At 70.1% G+C, this 20,901-nt stretch carries 17 protein-coding genes; 4 read left to right on the forward strand and 13 right to left on the reverse strand.

Annotation, left to right across the window (positions count from 1 at the left end; all coding sequences use genetic code 11):
* Positions 1 to 71: 71 nt before the first annotated feature.
* Complete coding sequence (locus tag ABD793_RS13515) at positions 72 to 1,196, forward strand: zinc-binding alcohol dehydrogenase family protein (protein ID WP_344859472.1); 1,125 nt, start codon at positions 72 to 74, stop codon at positions 1,194 to 1,196.
* 12 nt (positions 1,197 to 1,208) lie between these two features.
* On the opposite strand, the gene ABD793_RS13520 is transcribed toward ABD793_RS13515, so the two are convergent.
* From ABD793_RS13520 to ABD793_RS13540, 5 genes are all read right to left on the reverse strand, one after another.
* On the reverse strand, positions 1,209 to 1,418 hold the full coding sequence (locus ABD793_RS13520; protein WP_344859474.1) for a hypothetical protein: 210 nt from the start codon (positions 1,416 to 1,418) through the stop codon (positions 1,209 to 1,211).
* A 26-nt stretch (positions 1,419 to 1,444) separates the two neighbouring features.
* On the reverse strand, positions 1,445 to 2,857 hold the full coding sequence (locus ABD793_RS13525) for an amidase (RefSeq protein ID WP_344860187.1): 1,413 nt from the start codon (positions 2,855 to 2,857) through the stop codon (positions 1,445 to 1,447).
* Positions 2,858 to 2,862: 5 nt separating this feature from the next.
* A complete protein-coding gene (locus tag ABD793_RS13530; RefSeq protein WP_344859476.1) occupies positions 2,863 to 3,606 on the reverse strand; it encodes a GntR family transcriptional regulator in 744 nt (247 codons plus the stop codon).
* Between the two features lie 77 nt (positions 3,607 to 3,683).
* On the reverse strand, positions 3,684 to 5,342 hold the full coding sequence (locus tag ABD793_RS13535) for a purine-cytosine permease family protein (protein ID WP_344859478.1): 1,659 nt from the start codon (positions 5,340 to 5,342) through the stop codon (positions 3,684 to 3,686).
* A gap of 173 nt (positions 5,343 to 5,515) precedes the next feature.
* Entirely contained in the window at positions 5,516 to 7,240 is a 1,725-nt protein-coding gene (locus ABD793_RS13540) for an acyl-CoA dehydrogenase family protein (RefSeq protein WP_344859480.1), read from the reverse strand.
* A gap of 230 nt (positions 7,241 to 7,470) precedes the next feature.
* Between ABD793_RS13540 and ABD793_RS13545 the strand changes: the two genes are divergently transcribed.
* A complete protein-coding gene (locus ABD793_RS13545; RefSeq protein WP_344859482.1) occupies positions 7,471 to 9,210 on the forward strand; it encodes a DEAD/DEAH box helicase in 1,740 nt (579 codons plus the stop codon).
* Positions 9,211 to 9,752: 542 nt separating this feature from the next.
* On the opposite strand, the gene ABD793_RS13550 is transcribed toward ABD793_RS13545, so the two are convergent.
* The 6 genes from ABD793_RS13550 to ABD793_RS13575 form a co-directional block, all read right to left on the reverse strand.
* Positions 9,753 to 10,748: a YdcF family protein gene (locus ABD793_RS13550; protein ID WP_344859484.1), complete on the reverse strand. Its 996-nt coding sequence runs from the start codon at positions 10,746 to 10,748 to the stop codon at positions 9,753 to 9,755.
* A 51-nt stretch (positions 10,749 to 10,799) separates the two neighbouring features.
* On the reverse strand, positions 10,800 to 11,684 hold the full coding sequence (locus tag ABD793_RS13555; protein WP_344859487.1) for an ABC transporter permease: 885 nt from the start codon (positions 11,682 to 11,684) through the stop codon (positions 10,800 to 10,802).
* Positions 11,671 to 12,456 (reverse strand): ABC transporter ATP-binding protein, encoded by a 786-nt coding sequence (locus ABD793_RS13560; protein WP_344859491.1) that lies wholly within the window; start codon positions 12,454 to 12,456, stop codon positions 11,671 to 11,673. The genes ABD793_RS13555 and ABD793_RS13560 overlap by 14 nt, the downstream gene beginning before the upstream one ends.
* Before the next feature lie 26 nt (positions 12,457 to 12,482).
* Positions 12,483 to 13,538, reverse strand: a complete 1,056-nt coding sequence (locus tag ABD793_RS13565) for an ABC transporter substrate-binding protein (RefSeq protein ID WP_344859494.1) — start codon at positions 13,536 to 13,538, stop codon at positions 12,483 to 12,485.
* Positions 13,539 to 13,653: 115 nt separating this feature from the next.
* Entirely contained in the window at positions 13,654 to 14,490 is an 837-nt protein-coding gene (locus tag ABD793_RS13570) for a class I SAM-dependent methyltransferase (RefSeq protein WP_344859496.1), read from the reverse strand.
* Positions 14,491 to 14,669: 179 nt separating this feature from the next.
* Positions 14,670 to 15,251 (reverse strand): helix-turn-helix domain-containing protein, encoded by a 582-nt coding sequence (locus tag ABD793_RS13575; RefSeq protein WP_344859498.1) that lies wholly within the window; start codon positions 15,249 to 15,251, stop codon positions 14,670 to 14,672.
* A gap of 271 nt (positions 15,252 to 15,522) precedes the next feature.
* Between ABD793_RS13575 and ABD793_RS13580 the strand changes: the two genes are divergently transcribed.
* Positions 15,523 to 15,810, forward strand: coding sequence for a hypothetical protein (locus ABD793_RS13580; protein WP_344859500.1), 288 nt, complete (start codon positions 15,523 to 15,525; stop codon positions 15,808 to 15,810).
* A 99-nt stretch (positions 15,811 to 15,909) separates the two neighbouring features.
* Here ABD793_RS13580 and ABD793_RS13585 read toward each other — a convergent pair whose 3' ends face one another.
* A complete protein-coding gene (locus ABD793_RS13585) occupies positions 15,910 to 17,283 on the reverse strand; it encodes a purine-cytosine permease family protein (protein ID WP_344859502.1) in 1,374 nt (457 codons plus the stop codon).
* Positions 17,284 to 17,434: 151 nt separating this feature from the next.
* Between ABD793_RS13585 and ABD793_RS13590 the strand changes: the two genes are divergently transcribed.
* On the forward strand, positions 17,435 to 18,676 hold the full coding sequence (locus ABD793_RS13590; RefSeq protein ID WP_344859505.1) for an MFS transporter: 1,242 nt from the start codon (positions 17,435 to 17,437) through the stop codon (positions 18,674 to 18,676).
* Between the two features lie 28 nt (positions 18,677 to 18,704).
* Here ABD793_RS13590 and ABD793_RS13595 read toward each other — a convergent pair whose 3' ends face one another.
* The gene (locus ABD793_RS13595; RefSeq protein WP_344859508.1) at positions 18,705 to 20,681 is read right to left on the reverse strand and encodes a S53 family peptidase; all 1,977 of its coding nucleotides are present in this window, start codon (positions 20,679 to 20,681) and stop codon (positions 18,705 to 18,707) included.
* Positions 20,682 to 20,901: the final 220 nt, after the last annotated feature.

Consider the following 20,901-nt stretch of genomic DNA (forward strand, 5'->3'; position numbering starts at 1 on the left):
CGTTGACTAGATACTAGACAGCGTCTAGTTTGGTGGGGAAGGCCCACCGCCCACCCAGGAGAGATCCGAAAATGACCGAACAGAACACGACCGGCGGGAACAACGCCGGTCAGTACCAGGCCGGCGGGAACAGGACCGGCCACGGCAAGCGCGAACAGAACAAGGCGCTGTGGCTCGCGAAGCGGAGTGCGCCGTTCGAAGCCGGGCCCGCCCAGGTCACCGCACCGGCGGCGAACGAGGTCGTCGTCCGGGTGCGGGCGGTCGCGGTGAATCCGATCGACTCCCTGCACGGCGTCCAGTTCCTGGCGGTCGTGCCCTGGCTGCAGTTCCCGGCAGTGGTCGGCTCGGACGTCGCGGGCGAGGTCGTCGAAGTCGGTTCGGGGGTGACGCGGTTGAAGCCGGGTGATCGCGTCCTCGGGCACGCGGTCGGCATCGAGAAGTCGCACAACCGGGCCGCGGAGGGCGCCTTCCAGCACTACACCGTGCTGCTGGAGCACCTGGTCTCCGCCATCCCCGGCACGCTGTCCTACGAGCAGGCCTCGGTGCTGCCACTGACGCTGTCCACCGCGGCCACCGGGCTGTTCCAGCAGGACCACCTCGGACTGGCGCTGCCGGTGGCCGATCCCCCCGAGCGATCCGAGACCGTGCTCGTGTGGGGCGGTTCGACGAGCGTCGGGAGCAACGCGATCCAGCTCGCCCGCAACGCCGGCTACCGGGTCGTGACCACCGCTTCGCCGCACAACTTCGACTACGTGAAATCACTCGGCGCGGCCGAGGCGGTCGATTACCACAGCAGCACCGCCGTGGACGAGCTGGTGGAGCGGATCGGCACCAGCCCGCTCGCCGGTGCCCTCGCGATCGGGCGGAGGTCACTGGCGCCGTCGGTCGCGATCGCGGCCAAGGTGCCTGGCCGCAAACGTGTCACGTCGGCGCAGCCCGAGCGGGTGGTCCGGCTGCGCTCGCCGCGTGCCCGGCGCCCGGGGGTGCACGTCAGCGGGATCTGGGGCGGCACGTTGAAGGACAACGAAGTCGGCCCCGCGATCTACGCCGGCTTCCTGCCGGGCGCACTCGCCTCCGGCGCTTACCGTGCCGCGCCGGAGGCGGTCGTCGTCGGCGAGGGGCTCGAAGCCATCCCGGACGCGATCCGGCAGCTCCGCAGCGGGGTCTCCGCGAAGAAGCTGGTCGTCACGCTCTGATCAGCGCGGCCGTCACGAGGCCCAGTCCTCGATCGTCGCTCCGGCGCGGAAGCGCAGCGCCGGGTCGGCGTAGCGGGCCGCCGGTAGTTCGTACAGCGCGTCCAATCCGGACCGCTGAGCCGGGTAACCCGCTGCGTATGCGGCCACCTCCGATTCACTCGCCGGCAGGCCCGCCGCGGTGAGCAGCGTCCGCACCACGACCGTGGACTCCACTTCGGACATTCGATTCCCCTTTCCGGTGAACAGGTTCAGGCCGCGACCGCGGTTGCGGCCAGGTCCGGTGCGCGCAGATGCCATTCCGTCGCGCGCTGGAAGGCGGCTCCGGTGCGCAGTACGGTGGCCTCCTCGAACGGGCGGCCCGCAAGCTGCATCGAAAGCGGCAGCCCGGCCGCGGTGAACCCCATCGGCAGGGCCAGCACCGGATTCCCGACGCTGTCCCAATACGGGGTGAAGATCACCGAGAACAGCCCGCCGATGTCCACCGACCCGTCCGCGCCGACCAGGGTTTCGAACGCGGGCGCGCCGACCGCCGCGGTGGGGCTGACCACCACGTCGACCGTCTCGTAGAGCCGCGCGAGCGCGTCCTGGGCCACTCGCCGCACGCGCTGGGCCTGCACGTAGTCCGCGCCGGACGCGGTGGCCCCGAGTGCGAGCATCGCGCGGGTCGCCACGAAGTAGTCGTCCCACCGGCCGGCGAGGTCGGTGCGGTGGTAGGCGAGCGCTTCACAGCCCATGGTCACCATGTCCGCGGTGACCATCTCGGTCCAGTACGGCAGCGAAACCTCGACCACCTCGGCACCCTGCGCGCCCAGTTCGGCGATCGCGGCGTCGAAAACCCCGGCGAGGGCCGGATCCGCGTCCGCGGGGAAGTGGTGTTCACGCACCACGCCGATCCGCAATCCGGTCAGGTCACCACCCAGCTCCGGCGCGGCGAACGGCGCGTCGACACAGTCCGGGTCGCTGCCGTGCGGACCGGCGATGGTGGCCAGCACCGCCGCACAGTCCTCCGCGCTGCGCGCGAGCGGGCCGATGTGGTCGAGGCTGTAGCCCAGCGGCACGCATCCGGACTTCGGCACCCGGCCGAAGGTCGGCATCAACCCGCTCACCCCGCAGAACGCAGCCGGGATGCGGATACTGCCCGCGGTGTCCGTACCGAGCCCGGCGAGGAACATCCCGGCCGCCACACCACTGCCGGTGCCCGAACTGGACCCGCCCGGCCAGGTCGCGGTGTCCCACGGATTGCGCGGGATCGGGAACGGCTTGGTCTCGTCGGGCATACCACAGGCGAACTCCATCGTGGTGGTCTTCCCGGTGATCACCGCTCCGGCCGCCTTGAGCCGCGCCACCACCGGCGCGTCCTTTCCGGCACCCCACGCACGGTCGAGGATCAGGCTCTGCGCAGTGGTCGGCCCCTCGGCCATCGCGAGGATGTCCTTGACCCCGAACGGGATCCCGTGCAGCGGACCACGGTCCTCGCCGCGGGCCAGTTCCGCGTCGGCCTGCGCGGCGCGGGCACGGGCGTAGTCGTCGAACCGGGCGAGGTACGTCCCGACCTCGGCATCGGCGAGGTCGGCCCGGCCGATCGCGGCTTCGGTCAGCTGCGCGGACGTGACGGTTCCGGCGCGCAGCGCAGCGGCGGCGTCGGTGAGGGTCGAGGGCATCTCGGTCATGACAGTTCCTCCAGGGTCGGGGTGCGGGTTCCGCGCGAAACGATGCGGAACCGGTCCGCGCGGGTGTGGATGAAGGCGAGGTCGAACAGCCGGCCGGCGACGTCGACGATGGTCTGTTCGATGGCCAGCACCGGTGCGCCTGCGGGCACGGTCAGCACGGCCGCGGTGTGCGGATCGGCGGTCTCCGCACCGATCACGAACTCCGAGGCGCCGAACTCGACGCCCGCGTCCGCGAGCAGCGCGTACCAATCCGTGATGAACGGACAGTCGCGCAGCTTTTCCGCTTCCGGGAACAGCGCGTAGTTGGTGGCGAGCCACAACGGCTCCTCCTCGTGCAGCGCCACGTACTCCAGGCGCAGACACGGGGTTCCGGGCGGTGCGCCGAGCCGTTCGGCGGCGACCGCAGGCAGCGGCACGACGGATCGGTCCAGCACCCGCGGCCGGGTGCGCCGGTTGAGCACGCTCGTCGGCGCGGGTGAGCTGGTCCCGTGTGCCTCGGTGATCCCGGTGCTGACCGGGTGCGTCACGGCGTGTGTCCCGATGCCCTGGGTCCGTTCGATCAGGCCTTCGGCCCGCAGCAGGGCGAGTGCCTCCCGCACGGCCGCGCGGGGCAGGCCGTGTTGGGCCATCAGCTCCGCCTCACCGGGCAGCTGCCCGCCGGGCAAGCGGTCCCCCTGCACGGCCGAGCGCAGCAGGTCACGCAACCTGCGTACGTCGTGCGATCGCGCCGCATCCCTCACTCCGCCGGACCGTAGGCAGCGGGCGTTGCCGGTGGAGGTCCCGGACGTCACCCGGGTGTTAAGCGACCCCGGGGCGCTCACGACGCCGCCTCGGACGCAGCGGTCAGCTCCGGGCCGCGCGGCGGCACCGCCGGAATACCCAGCTCCGTCCGCACCGGCCGCCAGGCGCTGGGTTTGCACGCGTCTTTGCACTCGCCGTCGGTGGAGCAGCACAGCGAACAGATCGTGCCGCCGTGGAACGGGCAGGTCGCCATGTCTGCGACGTCATAAGTGCCCGAACACACCGTGCAGGGCAGTTCGGTCGCGTCCGCGGGCAGCTCCGAGCGCCTCGCCACGTACCAGCGGCCCCGGGTCGCGAGCGCGATCAGCGGCGGCAGGACAAAAGCGAGCACGAGAGCCAAGAACGGTGACAGAGCCGCCATCGTCGGCCCGAAAACGCCGTAGTAGGCGACCATCGACAACGCACCGGCCACGACCATCGAGCCGAAACCGACCGGGTTGACGTGGTAGAGATGCGCGCGGTGGAACACGAGATCCCGCGGCGCCAGCTTCAGCACCCGCCGGTTGAGCACGAGATCCGAAACCATCGCGGCGATCCAGGCCACGCCGACGTTCGAGTACCAGGCGAGCACTTCCACGATGTGCGCGAAGATGTCCAGCTCCATCAGCACGAGCGCGAGCCCCACCTGCAGGAACACCCATGCCGCGCGCCCGGGGTGCCGGTGCAGCAGCCGCGAGAAGAAGTTGGACCACGACAGCGAACCCGAGTAGGTGTTCATGATGTTGATCTTGATCTGGGACAGCAGCACGAGCAGTCCGGCGAGCACGAGTGCGACCGTGTGGTTCCCGGTGAGCCGTTCGTAGACCGCGGTGAACAGGTCCACCGGCACGGCCACCTGGTCCGGCCCCAGTTTCGTCGCCGCGTAGCCGACCAGCAGCGTCGAGGCGAAGAAGATGCCGACGGCGAACAACGCGAAACCGGGACCGCCCATGATCACCGCGAGCCGCCAGCGGCCGCGCGTCGCCGGTTTCGGATCCGGCATCAGGCGCAGGTAGTCCCCCTGCTCCCCCACCTGCGTGGCGAGCGACAGCTGCGCCGCGGCGATGGTGAACACGGCCAGCACGCTCAGCCCGGCGAGCCCGGCCGGCGACACGGTTGCCGGGTGCACCATGTGGTGCCCGGCGTCCGGCGCGGTCGCCGCGGTGCCGATGGCCAGTCCGATCAACGCGATCCACAGTGGCCACGTCCATGCCTGGAACTTCGAGCTGAAGGTCATCCCGTAGAGCGTCAACGGGATCATCACCGCGGAAACGACCACATAGGACAGATGGATGTCCAGGCGGGTGAGCGCGGTCACCGCCTGCGCCATGATCGCGCCCTCGTAGGCGAGGAAGATCAGCGTGTAGGTGGCGTAGACCAGCGAAGTGAGCGTGGAACCGAGGTAGCCGAAGCCCGAACCCCTGGTCAGCAGGTCGATGTCGACGTGCCTGCGCGCGATCGCGAACGCGATCACCAGGGTCAGCGGCAACGTCACCGCGGCGGCGACGAGGAAGCCGATCATCGCGTTGGTGAACCCGAAGGCGTCCACGAACGCCGCGTCGAGGGCGTACCCGGCCATCGCCGAGATCCCCACCAGACAGCTGAGGAAGACCATCCACGGCGACCACTTCCGGAACGACGCCGGCGTGTAGCGCAGTGAGTAGTCCTCCATGTGCGGATTGTCGGCGAGCCCCATGTCCGCTCCTTCCGGCCTGCTGGGCCGAAAAGCTAGGCACGGGGTATTGCCGGGGTGTGTCCGCAGGCGGTGCGCCCGGTTACGCCGGGATCGCGCCGACGATCATGGCCGGACCTGCGGTTTCCGGATCGAAGATCACCGATCCGCCGGTACGGGGCCTGGTTCTGCCGGAGTCAGCGGTTCATCTCGTAGGCACCGGAGAGGCCGCGCACCATCTCCCACACCCGGTCGAACCGCTCGTCGTCCACCACCGGCTTGCGCACCGCGGCGAGTGCCAGCCGCTGCTGTGCGTCGGTGGAGCTCGCCTTGCCGTGCAGGTCCACCGCGCCGGTGCTGAAATCCTGTACCAGCACGGCGAAAAGCTGGTCGAGCAGGTCGTCCTCGATGCCGGTCAGCTCGGCCTGCTCGAGGATCAGCTGGCCGTAGACCACGAGCGTGAACAGTTCGGCGAGCGCGAGCCCGAAGTCGAGGTCGGCCTGCTGCGCCTCGTCCGGCGCGGCCTCGGTCAGCAGCCGGACCAGCGCATGCGCCTGTTCGGCGAAACGGGCGACGTTCGGGATCCGCGAGGCCTTCTCGTAGGCCGCTTTCCAGTCGTGGAAGCGGACCTTCGACAGCCCGCGCGCCGGGCCCTGGCGGAACAGGAACCCGTCGTCGGAGGCATCGTCGCGAGTCGGCACCGACGGGAACTCCTGCGGCGAGAACAGGTAGGCCGGCATGAACTTCGCGATCAACCCGAGGTTCACCGCGACCGTGCCCTCCAGTTTGGGCAGTCCGTCGATGTCGTTCTTCGCCATCGCCAGGTAGGTGTCCGCCTCGAAGCCCTTCGCCGCCACCACGTCGGCGACCAGCCCGATCACCTTCTGTGCCTCGGTGGTCACCTTCATCTTGGTGATCGGGTTGTACAGCAGGTAACGGCGGTCCTCGGGACTCGCGGTGCGGAAGTAGTCGACCGCGCGGTCGGAGAACAGCTTCATCCCGGCCAGCCGGGAGAAGGCATCCACGAATTCCCTGCGCACGTGCGGAAAATCGGTGACCGGCTTACCGTAGAGCACCCGGTTGTGCGCATGCGTGATCGCCTCGTACAGCGAATGCGTGGCCATCCCGATGCCGCCGAAGCACAGGTTGAACTTGCCGATGTTGACCGTGTTCAGCGCCGCGCTGAACGCCTCGGCACCGGTGTGCAGGATGTCCGCCGCCCGCACCGGATAGTCCTCGAGCCGGAATTCGGCGACGAACATCTGCGAGGGCACCACGTTCTTCACCACGTGGTAATTCGGGTGCTCGGCATCGGCGGCGAAGAACACGTACTGGTCCTGGCCCTCGATACCGTCGATCCGGCCGAAGACCGACACGGTGCGCGCGCAGTTGCCGTTGCCGATGTAGTACTTCGAGCCGTTCGCGCGGTAGCCGCCAGCGCCGTCCGGGGTGAGCACGAGGTCGGACGAGTAGATGTCCGCGCCGTGCTCGCGTTCGGACAGTCCGAACGCGCCGACGCCGCCCGCGTCGAGCGCGTCCGCGGCTCGCTTGCGGGCGGCGCTGTTCGCGCTCTGCCACACCGGGCCGAGGCCGAGGATGGTGACCTGCCACGGGTACCAGTAGTTGAGCCCGTAGAAGCCGAGGATTTCCGACAGTGCGGCGATCCGGCTGGTGTCCCAGCGCTTGTCCGGATTGCCCGCGGAATCCGGCGCGGGGGTGAGGAAAGTCGCGAACAGCCCTTCCCGTCCGGCGAACTCGAGGAAATCGGCGTAGAACACGCGCTCGTGGTAATCCTCGGTGAGCTTGCGCTTGCCCCTGGTCTCGAACCAGTCGACGGTGGCGCGCAGCAGCCGCCGGGTCTCCTGGTCGAACCGCTGCGGGTCGTACCCGTGCGGGTTCAGCAGCAACGACGTCGCGCGCATGACCCCTCCTCCGTGATTACCGACGGGTAACTTATCAAGCCGTACAGGGTGCGGGCAAACTCACGCGCAATCCGTACGGGTGCCGGGGTAGAGTGGGTGGCGCGGCCCGCTCAGTTCTGCCTCGGGCCGTCGTTGTCGACTACCACGCGCCGCGGCCACCTCGTCCGCGCCGGGCAGGACAACCCTTCTCAGGTATGGAGATCAGGGCGCCCCGCGTGCCCGTACCGCTCATGACGACTTTCACCGAACTCGGCCTGCCCGCACCGCTCGTGGACGCGCTGGCCGCCAACGGCGTGACCGAGCCCTTCCCGATCCAGGCGGCCACGCTGCCGCACACGCTCGCCGGCCGGGATGTGCTCGGCCGCGGACGGACCGGTTCCGGCAAGACCTATGGCTTCGTGCTGCCCCTGCTGACCCGGCTCGCCGACGGCCCCACCCGCCGCCGTCCGGGCCGTCCGCGTGCGCTGATCCTCGCGCCGACGCGGGAGCTGGCCACCCAGATCGAGGCGGCGATCCTGCCGCTGGGCAAGGTGCTGGGGCTCAGGACCACCACGATCTTCGGCGGGGTCAGCGCGAACCCGCAGATCACCCGGCTGCGCGACGGCGTGGACATCGTGGTGGCCTGTCCGGGGCGGCTGGCCGACCACATGCGTTCCGGCGAGGTGAAGCTCGACCGGATCGAGATCACCGTGCTCGACGAGGCCGACCACATGGCCGACCTGGGCTTCCTGCCCGAGGTGCGGCGCATCCTGGCGGCCACCCCGGAACGCGGCCAGCGGATGCTGTTCTCCGCGACCCTCGACGGCGGCATCGACGTGCTGGTCAAGCAGTTCCTGCACGATCCGGTGCTGCACAGCGTGGATTCGGCGCAGTCCCCGGTCGCCACGATGACCCACTACGTACTGCACGTCGAGGAACCGCACCGGCTGCCGGTGCTGGTGGACCTGGCCGCGGCCCCCGGCCGCACGCTCGTGTTCACCCGGACCAAGCACCGTGCGAAGGCACTCACCCGGAAGCTGGTGGCCAGCGGCGTACCGGCGGTGGAACTGCACGGCAACCTCGGCCAGAACGCCAGGACCCGCAATCTGGAAGCGTTCTCCACCGGCACCGCCAGGACACTGGTGGCCACCGACATCGCCGCCCGCGGCATCCACGTGGACGACGTGTCGCTGGTGATCCACGCGGACCCGCCGGTGGAGCACAAGGCCTACCTGCACCGCTCCGGCCGGACCGCGAGGGCCGGTGCCTCCGGGACAGTGGTGACCCTGATGACCGACGAGCAGGTCGCCGACGTCCGCGCGCTGACCAGGAAGGCGGGCATCCGGCCCACCACCACCCGGATCGGCCCGGACCATCCGCTGCTCGCGGAACTGGCCCCCGGCGAGCGGACGTTCAGTGCGTCCGCCCCGCGATCGACCACCCGACCGGCAAAGGCCGCCACCGCCGATTCCGGCCCCGGCCGCCGCGACGGCCAGCCCCCGAAGAACCGCAGCAACCGCAGTGACTCCCGCCGGGACGGCAGCCGAGGAGACTCCCGCCGAGGCACCCAGTCCGCCGGCGCCCGCCGGGGAAGCGCCCGGGAGGCCGGCCAGGGTGCCACTCGACAGGGCGGCCAAGGCGGCGGCCGGCAAACCGCCCAGCGCGGCGCCCGTCCGATTGGCCAGAGTGCCACCAGGCAGGGCAGCCAAGGCGGCGCCAGGCAGTCCCCGCAGAGCGGCACCCGGCAGACCGTCCAGAGCGGCGCCAGGCAGGGCGGCCAAGGCGGCGCCCGGCACAGCGGTCAGGGCGGTACTCGCCAAGGTGCCCGGCAGGCCGACCAGCAAGCAGTCCGAAGCGGACAGAGCAGTCGGCGCAGCCAGGCAGGCGACCACCGCGCAACCCGAGGCGGCGACCGCTCGATGCCGACCCGCTCCGCACGCGGACGCCGCGCAGGCACCGGCTCGACCAGCCGCCGTCAGCCCGGCAACTGAGCACGCCGACAGTCGCCGGCTTCCGCGCCCGCCGACTGTCCTCCGCGAACGAAACCGGCAACCGCGGCCGGGCCCGAACAACCGGACCCAGCCGCGCGCCCCCGGTTTCACGCAACCAGGAACGACCGAGCCCCAGCCAGGCAACCGACCCAACCGCATACCACGGTTTCGCACCGCCGAACGCCACCCGATCCGCCACCCCGGTCCGCCTGACCACCCCGGACCACCACGAGCCAAGCGGGGCAAGGCCACGCCCCCGATCCGCACCGCCAGAAAGCCACCCACCCCGACCACTCACCGGCCAACCGCAACCGACCCGCCGGTGCACACCGCCAAAAGCCACCCAACCCCGCCGCCCAGACCCGCCTGACCACCCCGGACCACCACGGGCGAAGCGGACTCGGCCGGACCACCACGGGCCAAGCGGACTCGGCCGGGTCGCCGCGGGTCGAGCGGGCGAGGTCGCGCGCCGCTGTCTCGTACCGGCAGAACGCCACCCGACCCGTTCGAGCGCAGCGCAGCGCACCGCCGGTTGGTTGTGGTCAGAGGTTTGCCAGGATCGTCAGCAGGATCGGGCCGCCTGCCAGCACGATCAGTGCGGCTCCGTTGGTCTTGCGGTATTGGGCCAGCAATGCCACGAATTCCCGCAGGAAGGCGCTCGGCACGAAGTACGAGGCGGTCTTCGCTCCGATCACGTCCAGTCGCAAGCCCAGTCGGCGGGCCAGTACGGCCGTGCGGAAGACGTGGTAGTTGTTCGTCACCGCGAGCATCCGGCCCTCGAGTCCCCTCGCCGCCAGCAGGTCCGCGCTGAAGCGCAGGTTCTCGTCGGTGGTGGTGGCCCGGTCTTCGAGCACCACCTGGGATTCCGGCACCCCGGCCTCGGTCAGGTACCGGGCCATCGCGGCGGCTTCCGACGTCGACTCGTCCGGTCCCTGTCCGCCGGAAACCACCAGCAGCGCCTGCGGTGAGCGTTGCCGCACCTCGACCGCGCGGTCCAGTCGGCTCGCGAGCAGCGGCGGCACCCGATCGCCCAGCAGCCCCGAACCGAGCACGATCACCGCGTCGGCGCGGGCCCGGCGGTTCAGCCGGCTGTAGAGCACCGAGTACAACAGCAGACCGGTGAACACGAAACCCAGGTAACCGGCCACGAGCAGGGCCGAGCTGGCGAGCATCAGCAGCAAGATCCGGTGCGAGAACACCAGCGAGCTCACCGTCAGCACGTAGATCCCGAGCATGGCCAGCCCGGCCAGCAAGGACAGCAGGTTCGCGAGCCGGCGCCCCTCACGGCGCAGCATCACCACACCGTTGACGATCAGCGCCCAGGGCAGCACCAGCGCGGACATGCCCGCCAGCACCGTGATCAAGACGACCACGACGGTCTGCACCCAGCCGGAGCCGTTCAGCAAGCTGAGCAGCCACATGCCGGTGAACAGCAACGCGATCGCGAACCACACGGCATTCCCGAACCGCCGCGGTTCCCGGACCAGCCGCACCACGAACACGAGAACGGTGAACAACGCGAACAGCCCGGCGACCATGATCAGGCATTCTGTCGGGTGCGCTCGGAACCCGCTCGCCGAGGTCCGCGGTCACAGCGCGCCGGTCAGCCCCCGTGCACGCAGGACCGAACGCTCCAATGGCCGAAACACCGCCAGTTCGATCGCGACCCCGACGAACAGGATGAGGAAGATCGCCGCGATCACCTTCGGCATCGAGTTGTACGACGAGCCGTCGTTCAGATAGGTGCCAAGGCCGACGCCGAGGCTCGGCGAGCGGGCGATCAGCTCGGCAGCCATCAGCGAACGCCAGGAAAACGCCCAGCCCTGCTTCAACCCGGCGAGGAAACCCGGCAACGCGGCGGGCAGCAGGATGTGCCGGGCCGCGGCCAGCCTGCCCGCGCCCATCACCTTGCCCACCCGCGGCAGGATCGGCGGGATCTGGTCGATCCCGGACACCAGGCCGTTGGCGATCGACGGGACCGAGCCGAGCAGCACCACGAAGTAGATCGCCCCGTCGTTGATACCGAACCAGATCACCGCCGCGGGCACCCAGGCCACCGACGGCAGGCTCTGCAGCCCGGACAGCAGCGGCCCGATCGCCGCCCGCACCACGCGTACCTTCGCGACCAGCACGCCCAGCGGCGTGCCCAGCACCACCCCGGCCGCGAACCCCAGTGCGGCACGGTGCACCGAGGTCCAGATGAAGCCGAACACCGAACCGTCCGCGACCGTGCCGGCGAATTCGTTCCACACGTCCAGTGGCGCAGGCAGGCTCGTCTCCGGCCAGAACGCGGCGGCCCACAGGATCTGCCACACCACCACGAGCAGCACGAGCGCACCCACCGGCGGCAGGAAGCCGCGCACGAACCGGCGCCGCAGCGACGCCGGTCGTGGTCCGACCGGCGCGTCGAGCCGGTCCAGCCCGGCGCCGACCGCTTCGTCGAGGTCAGGGGCCGCCTGGTCAGGCTGCGGCATGGGTGCTGATCACCTCACGCAGATCCGCCGTGATCTCCTCGGCGAGCTCTTCCGGGTCCGCGGACGGAACGTCCTGCCATTCGTGCACCACCCGGCCGGGGCGTGAGGACAGCAGCACCACCCGCTGGCCCAGCCGCACCGCCTCGCGCACGTCGTGGGTCACGAAGAGCACGGAAGTCCCGGTGCTGCGCCACACCCGCAGCAGCTCGCTCTGCAGCACGTCACGGGTGATCGCGTCCAAGGCCGCGAACGGTTCGTCCATGAGCAGCAACGCCTGCTCGTCGTCCCCGCCGACCCGGTGCGTCGCGGCCAGCGCACGGGCCAGCGCGACGCGCTGCCGCATCCCACCGGACAGCTCGTGCGGCCGTTTCCGGCCGGCACCGGCCAAGCGCACCAGCTCCAGCAGGTCGGCCGCCTTCTCCTGCCGCTCGCTGCGGCCGAACCCGGCCAGCCGCAACGGCAGTTCGACGTTGCGCGTCGCGGTCAGCCACGGCATCAGCGCGGCCTCCTGGAACATCACCGCGGGCCGCGAAGTGGTGAGCGTGATCTGCCCCGCGGACGGCTCGTCCAGCCCGGCCACGAGGTTCAGCAGCGTGGTCTTGCCGCAACCGGACGCGCCGAGCAGGCACACGAACTCGCCCGGCGCCACGGTCAGGTCGACGCCGTCGAGAGCCTGCACCGCGCCGCCGCCCGAGCCGAACACCTTCTGCACACCGTCGAGGTGCACGGCAGCGGAGGTGGTGGCCGCCGGGCCGGGCAGGGTGGTGGTCATCGGGGGATCGCCTTCCGGTCGGGACGTCACTTGGCCAGTTCGGGAGCCGAGACGGCGGGCAGGTTCTGTTCCTTGAGCACCTCGTTGAGCGGGCCGAAATCGGCGAACCCCTTCAGGTCCGGCGCCGAATCCACCACGCCCGCGGTCACCGAGTCCTTGGCCAGCTGCGGGAACTGCGCAGCGATCGGATCCGTGGTCAGCTCGATGTTCTGGAACGCGCGGTCGAGCACCGCGGGGCTGAGCGTGCTGCCGGAGAGCTCCTTCAACGCGTTGTTGACCACGGACTTCGCCTCGGCCGGGTTCTTCTCGGCCCAGTCGATCGCCTGCAGCTCACCCTTCAGCAGCGCACGCACGGTGTCCGGGTGTTCCTTCAGGAACTGACTGCGCACCACCACCACGGTGGTCGGGAACCGGCCGCCGGGCCACAGGGTCTTCTCGTCCACGAGCGGCTTCGCGCCCGCGTCGACGACCAGCCGCGAGGACCACGGCTCCGGCAGCCAGCCGCCGTCGACCTCGCCCTTGCGGAACGCGTCGAGCGTCTTCGGGTTGTCCGTGTTGGTCACCTGCACCTGGCCGGTCAGGTGCTTCTCGGCGAGGAACTTCTTGAGCGCGACGTCCTGGGTGTTGGCCAGCTGCGGCGTCGCGATGTTCTTGCCCTTGAGCTGGTCCACCGACGCGATGTCCGGCTTCACCACGAGCTGCGCGCCGCCGGAGACCGCACCGGACACCAGCTGGATGGCGCCCTTGGACTGGGTGAATCCGTTGATTGCCGGCCCCGATCCGAGGAAGGCCACGTCGAGCGAGTTCCCCAGCAGCGCGTTCACCTCGGCCGGGCCGGCGTTGAACGTCTGCGTGGTGAGCTTCGCACCGCCCAGGTTCTGGGCGAAGAAGTTCTTCTTCACTCCGAGCAGGGCGGGCGTGTGCGTCACATTCGGGAAGAAGCCGACGCGTACCTCCGAGGCGGCACCCTGGTTGGTCGTGTCCTCCGTGCGGTCCGCGCGCGAACAGGCGGAAACCGCCCCCACCACGGTGAGCGCAGCGAGCGCGGAGGCGAGCAGACGGGATCTCGGGAACGTGCGCACAGGGGTGCCCTTTCGGAAACGGCCGGTCCCCGCGAGGTTCGCACGGTCACCCGGTTGCGTGCATCGGCATCCGCATCCCGGGAAATTGTGTGGGATCGCTTGACAGATCGGCGGCTTACCTGTTGGGGCGGCGGGCGGCCCACACGGCGCGCTCAGTGCGGACAGCGAGGTCGGCACGACGCAGGATGCTGCGCGGACCATCGGTGTCGAGCAGTTCGTCGAGCGCAGCCAGATCTTCGGCCGAAAGCTCGCCAGTGACCGAGCCGCGCATGCGACGCAAGCTGCTGAGCGCGTAGCGGCCGACCGCCGCGGAGCGGGCGTTTTCGATGTTGACGGCGATCGTGCGTTCGCCTTCGAGGGCGAAGCCGGCGGCGGTCAACATCGGACCCCAGTCGGCACCGCGGTGCGGCACGTGCGTGGCGTGGTGACGCTCGCTCGCTTCGTGGCAGCGTTGTTCCAGGCCGGGCCGGTATTCCGGAGCAGCGTCGGGGAGGAACCGCGGGAACCCGGCGAGCTCGACCACGGCGAACAGCCCACCCGGGGTGAGCAGGTCGTGGACCTGGCGCAGCGTACCGCCGGGGTCGGCCATGTGGTGCAGGGACGCCGACGCCCACACCAGGTCGGGCTCGCCGAGATCCGGCCACTGCCCGTCGAGGTCGGCCTGCACGGTGCGCACACGGTCGGCCCGCCCGTCCTCGCGCGCCTTTTCCCGCAGCCGGTGCAGGTGGTCGGCCGAGGAGTCGACAGCGGTCACCTGCGCCTCGGGGAAACGGGCGAGCAGCGCGAAGGTACCGGCGCCGGTACCACTGCCCAAGTCCACGATCTGGACAGGCGCTGCCGTGACGGGCAGCCATGCGGTGATGGACGAGGTGTGTTCCGCGAGCACTTCCGCATCGAGGTCGAGGATCTCGGCCTGGCTGTCGTGCTGATGTCCGTGGGCTGTGTGCGGCATACCGCCACGGTAGGAACCTCATGCCCCAGCCGCACAGCTTCTTGCGCAGAAGGCAAGCCGATCGACCTGACGGCTGCCGGACACGCACGAATGGCGGCTGCCGGACCCGCCCGAAAGGTCAGCCCGCACGAGGGGCAGTGCACGAAAGGCCAGTGCACGAGAGGCAGTGCACGAGGAAGTCACTGCGCCTTCGAAGCCGCCCGTTCGGTTTGGTGACCGCGACGGGCATCGCGGTCGAAGATGCCCAGGATCTCGCACGGTCCACCCGCGGTGCCGATCGCATGCGGCAGCATGGTGGGGAATTCCGCGGCCTGGTTGGTCTCCACGCGCAACCGGCGGTTGCCCAGCAGCAGCACGGCAGTGCCGGAGAGCACGACGAGCCATTCACGGCCGGGGTGGGCACGCATCCGCGCGGCGCTCGCCGGCGGCGGCTCCGTCATCCGCCGGCGCACGACGGTCATCCCGGGGTCGGCTTTGATCGGCCACCGCATCGCGGAGTGCGCGCTGTCGATCGTCGGATGGGACAGCACGTCGTCGGTGTCCATCTCGACGAGCTGGTCCAGCGAGGTGTCCAATGCCCTGGCGAGGGTGACGAGCTGGTCCAGCGCGAGCCGGCGCTGCCCGTTCTCGATCCGGCTGAGCGAGGACGGGCTGAGCCGCGCCCGCTCGGCCAGTTCCTCCAGCGACCGGCCCTGCGCGACCCGCAAGGCCCGGATGCGTTTGCGCACCAGACTGTCCAGCTCGGCATCGCTTTGCGTCATAGGCAAGACCTTATGCCTGCGCCGCAGGCCGCGCTTGTCCGGCAATACGACGCAGGAAAGGCAGACAGGTACCGGGCAACCGGGCGAGAAAGAATTCGACAGGACGGTCCGTGCGCCGTGGTGATCGACAGTGACCGGCCGGACACAACCCTGTCGGTTCGGGCAAAGTCGATGACCGAACGCGTATGCACCGACCAACTCCGGACGGCCGGTTGTTAATGTTCGTTTCGTAACACTCGTATCGGATTTCGTGACGAACAAAGGAATTCACGTGCTTCGCAAGATCGCGTTCGGCGCAGGCGCCGCAATGGCAGCGCTCGGCCTTGCGGCCGCCGCGCCCATGGCCGCCTCCGCAGCCCCGTCGCCCGCCTCGGCCTCGGCCGCTTCGGACCAGGTCACCGTGCAGGGAACCTGGGTCTACATCCAGCCGTACGCCAAATCGCAAACCGGTGCCCTCAAGTGCACGGTCGATGCCCGGAGCCTGAACAACTCCACCGGTCGTCCGTACAACTGCCGCACGAAGACCGACCGGATCGAACTCTGGAGCTATTACGGCTGAGCCCGGATTCTGCCGGGTTCCGCGCAGGACCTGGCTGGCCGGAAAAGATAATGGCCACGAATCCCGGTTCGGATCCGCGGCCATTATCTTATTCCCGAATTACCGAGGCTCGACCGGACGGTGGCCCCGCAGCAGCGTGTACACCAAAAGCGAAACCACGAATCCCGCGTAATAAGCCAGATCCGCACCGTGCAGGGCGGCGGCCACCGGTCCGGTGTAGACGGTGGTGTTCACGAACGGCACCGCAGCGGCGAAACCCACCACGAACGCGACCAGCGCGGCCCAACCGCGCACCGGCCGGTTCAGCTCGGCCCGCACGTCGAGGCGGCGGCCGCCCCGGGTACGGCGCAGCCAGTCCGGCACCACGACCCCCAGGAACGGCGGGATCCAGTAGCTCACGAACAGCAGCACGTTCTCGAACTTGGCCGACAGGTCGCCGCTGTGCATCCACAGGATCAGCGCGAACGCCAGCACCGTCACCACCACCGCGGACACCGGACGCCGCACCCGCACCCCGACCGTCTGCAGCGCGAGTGAGCCGCTGTAGTCGTTCATCGCGTTGGACGACACGGTGACCAGCGCGATCACCAGCAGCGCCAGGTTGCCCAGCAGACCACCACCGACCAGTGTGGACACTCCGGCCGCGGTCTGGTCGCCCAGTGCGGTGCCGAGTGCGAGCCCGATGCCCTCGCCGAGCGCGTACGACGCGACGAGGCCGAGCAGGGTGAACCAGAAAACCCCCGACGGCCGCGTGGACGAGGGCAGGTAACGGCTGAAATCCGCCGCGTAGGGTGCCCAGGAAATGGCCAGGCTCAGCGTGATCGTGGAGAACAGCACGATCGCGCCCGCGAGGTCACCACCGCTCGCCGCGTCCGCGAACGTGATCGGGTGGTCGAGCACCACCCGCACCGCCATACCGACGAAAGCCACCAGCAGCAGCACGCTCATCACCGCCTGCACCCGGTGGATCACCGCGTAGCCGAACACCCCGAGCAGGCATTGCAGTGCCAGCACCACCAGCATCGCGGCCCAGAACGGCAGCCCGGTCAGCTCGGCCAGCGCCTCGCCGCCGAACAACCCGACCAGCGCGTCCCAGGCGATCGACCCCAGCCACTGCACCAGTCCCGGCAGTACCACCCCGCGGCCGAACGGCAGCCGCGCGAGCGGAAGCTGGCCGGTGCCGGTGCGCGGTCCCCAGGTGGAGAGCCAGGCGACCGGCAGCGAGCCGAGCACCGTCCCCACCAGCGCGACCACGAACCCGGTGGTGAAGCCGAGCCCGAGCGTGGCGCCGAGGGTCCCGGTGAACACCGCGGTCATGGTGAGGTTCGGGGCGAACCACACCCCGGCCAGCCGCCACGGCCTGCCGAACCGGTTCGCCTCGGGAACCGGTGCGATCCCGTGTGACTCGATCGCGAGGTCCCCTGCCCCGGAAGGCATCCGGCCACCGAAGACGTCGGCGTCGATCCCGCTCATGCTTGTGCCCTTCTCCCGGTTGCGGAGGTGAGTGTGTCCCGGTTCCGGGCACCCGGCCAAGCCGGTGTGTCCTTCCCGACCCGGATCCCCCGCCGATCGCCGGGGGCGAAATCGGCTGCACCGCACGCCCGGCCCGTGCCAGGCTCGCCGCATGGGGGAACGCCTGCGGCTGCCCGCGCCGTTGCGGCACCGGCGGTTCGCGGTGTTCTGCACCGGACGCCTGGTGTCCCTTTTGGGCAGTTCGATGACCCCTGTCGCGTTGTCGTTCGCGGTGCTCGGCAGCAGCCGGAGCGCCACCGACCTCGGGATCGTGCTCACCGCCGGGATGGTGCCGATGCTGGCACTGGTGCTGGTCGGCGGTTCGGTCGCCGACCGGTTCCCGCGCAACCGGGTGCTGCGGCTGTCCAACCTCGGCGCCGGCGCGGCCCAGCTGATCGCGGCCGCGATCCTGCTCACCGGGCACTATTCGCTACCGGCGATCGCGGCCACGGAGTTCCTCGGCGGCGTCTGCACCGCCTTCACCACTCCCGCGCTGCGCGGCATCGTGGTCCAGCTGGTTGCCGCGGAACACCTCCGCAAGGCGAACTCCCTGCTCGCCACCGCACGCAACGGCACGAAGGTCGGCGGCCCGGCACTGGCCGGCGTCCTGGTGGCCACGACCGGCGGCGGCTGGGCGATCGCCGCCGACGGGATCTCGTTCCTGGTGGCTGCGCTGCTGTACCGGACGATCACGCTTCCGCCCACCGAATCGGCTCACCGGGAAGGCGTGCTGCACGGCGTACGCACCGGATGGCGCGAATTCCGGCACATCCCGTGGATGTGGCGGGTGGTCACGGCGTTCACCGTGGTCAACATCGTCCACTCCGGCGGATGGCTGGTCCTCGGCCCTGGCATCGCCCAGCAGACGGTCGGCGCAGCCGGATGGGGCGTGGTGCTGAGCGTGCGGGCGATCGGGGTGCTGGTCGCCGGGCTGGTCATGTACCGCCTCGCCGTGCACCGGCTGCTGAGGCTCGGGCAGATCTGCGCGGCGGTGACCGCAGTGCCGTTACTCGTACTCGGCCTGCACGGAAGCTATCCGCTGCTGCTCGCCGCGGCGCCGGCGGCAGGCGCCGGGCTCGGCGTGTCCGGCATTGCCTGGGACACCACGATGCAGGAGAACATCCCGAACCACCTGTTGTCCCGGATGGCCGCGTTCGACGATTTCGGTTCCTACGCCGGTATTCCGATCGGCGAGCTGCTCGCCGGCCCGCTCGGCAGCGCGTTCGGCGACCGGGTCGTGGTACTTGCCGGCGGGGTCGTACTGGCCCTCGCCGCACTGGCTCCGCTGCGTTCCCCCGCCGTACGCGGGATGCGTCACCCACCCACCGGCAGCAACCGGCCCCTCCCCCGGTAACCCGGAGAAGGGGCCGGAACTCAGCCGATCAGACGAGCAGCAGGAAGGCGAGACCGTCCGGCGCGCCGAGGCCGGTCACGTCGTCGTAGCCCTTCGTCGTGTGGATGGTCAGGTTCGGGTAGTCCAGCACCCGCGCCGAGGTGAGCAGCCCCTCCGAGGCGTCCACCCCGTTGGCGAAGTCCACCCGCTGCACCGCACCGTCCACGTGCTGCACGTCCTTGATCGCCGACGTGTGCGACGTCAGCTGGTACAGCGCCGGGTTGATGAACCCGTGGTGAACGTGGTCGAGGTTGTCGGCCACCGCCATCACCCCCGCGAACACCGGCGACGCGAGGCTGGTGCCGCCGATCCGGTACTGGTCGTAGTACGCGCCGTCCGGGAAGGTCTGCGTCTGGCCGACCAGGAAACCGGTGTTCGGGTCGGCCACCGCGGAGATGTCCGGGACCACCCGGCCCTTCGCACCACCGGTCTGGTTCTTCGTGGACAGTGCGTCCGGCACGATTCCCTTCTGGTAGAAGGGTTGTTCGAACAGTCTGCTCGTACCGCCGCCCGCGCCGCCGTTGAACGTGCCGGGGAACGCCGGATCGTAGGCACCGTCGGTGAGCGTGGACTTGCCGGTCTCCCAGCCGGTTTCGAACTGCCGCTTGCCGTCCTTGCCGACCGCGAGCGAGGTGCCGCCGACCGCGGTCACCCACGGCGCGGAGGCGGAGAAGTCGGCGGAGGGCTCGCCCAGCCGCGCGACCTCGTCGCCGTTGTCCCCGGAGGAGAAGTACACGCCGATGCCCTCGAGCGCGGCCTGCACCGAGATCTGGTTGAACGCCTTGACCTCGTCCGCCGGGATGTCCTCGCCGGTGTCGCCGTAGGAGTTCGAGATGATGTCCGCCTTGTGCCCGGCGACCACGTAGTTCAGCGCGGTGTCCAGTGACAGGTCCTGGCAGTCCGCGCCGCCGACGTAGAGGATGTCCGCACCGGGTGCGAGCCCGTGTGCGGCCTCGACGTCCAGGGTCTCCTCGCCGTACCAGCCGGAGGCGTCGCACTGGTCCGGCGGCTCCTGATCGGGATTCGCCGGGAAGATGTGCTGCGAGAACTGCGCCTTCGTCAGCGGGTGCGCCGGATCGTTGCGCTTGGCGTACTCGGAGGCGTCGGCGTAGATCGTCGGCGACGCGAACGCGTCCACGATGGCGATCGTGGTGCCCTTGCCGTCTGCGCCGAGCTTCGCCGCCTGGTCCAGGCCGTAGGCCGAACGCAGCTGCGCGGGCGTGTACCCGCACGGCGCGTAGGGCAGCTGCTTGCCCTGGTAGGCCGGGTCGGTGGAGTCGACCTTCTCGCCGTAGTAGGCGCTGCAGGGGCCGGAGTTGCGGAATCCGGTCGACGGCGGTGCGGTGGCCGGCCCGGCCGCCTTGTCCTGCTTCGCCGCGGGTGTGTCGGCACCGTCGGTGTGGTTGGGCTTGAACAGGTTGGTGGCCTGGTCCACACCGACCACGCCGAGCACCGCACCGGCGAGCGATGCGGGCACGGACAGGTTCTTGTCCGCGGCACGCAGGGTCTGCCCCTTCACCGCGTACTTGCCGAGCGTCACGGCGAACGCGCGCTGCACCTGGTCCGTGGAGCCCTTCGCCTCCACGTAAGCCCGGTTGGCCGGCACCTGGCCGATGCGGAAACCACTGGAGGTGAGCCAGTTCCGCACCGCGGACACCGTCTGGTCGGACGGGGCGAAGCGGTCGCGGACCTGGTCCGGGGTCAGGTATTGGCGGTAGGTCCGGCTCTGCGGATCGGACACCGCCTGCGCCGCGGCCTCCGCACCGGACTGGTCGCGCAGGTTCAGGTAGACCCGGAAGTCCACAGTGGACGAGGAGGCGGCGTCCGCGACCTTCGCCGTGGGACTGGCCCACGACGGGTGCGACTGCGGGATGTCCGCCCGGCTGTCAGCCGAGGCCACAGCGGGCGTCGCGGCAAGGCCGCCCGCCACCGCGAGCGACAGGAACACGGTGACACTTCTTCGCACAGGCAACTCCCTCGTGAATCGCGGCCCGGGGCGGCTCGCACGTCCGCCCGAGACTAAGTCGGCACCCCGCCGCACGGGAGCCGTCCCACCTGCCGGTGCGGAACCGTTATCTGATCATTCCGCCGCAGGCCGGGACATTCCGCACGCAACGTCCGATTCGTCCGCACCGTCTGCGGGTTGATTGCCCGGTTGACGGCGAAAAGTCCGGATCAGCTCCGCA

Origin of the sequence: Amycolatopsis ultiminotia (assembly GCF_039536925.1) — a bacterium.
Lineage (GTDB): Bacteria > Actinomycetota > Actinomycetes > Mycobacteriales > Pseudonocardiaceae > Amycolatopsis > Amycolatopsis ultiminotia.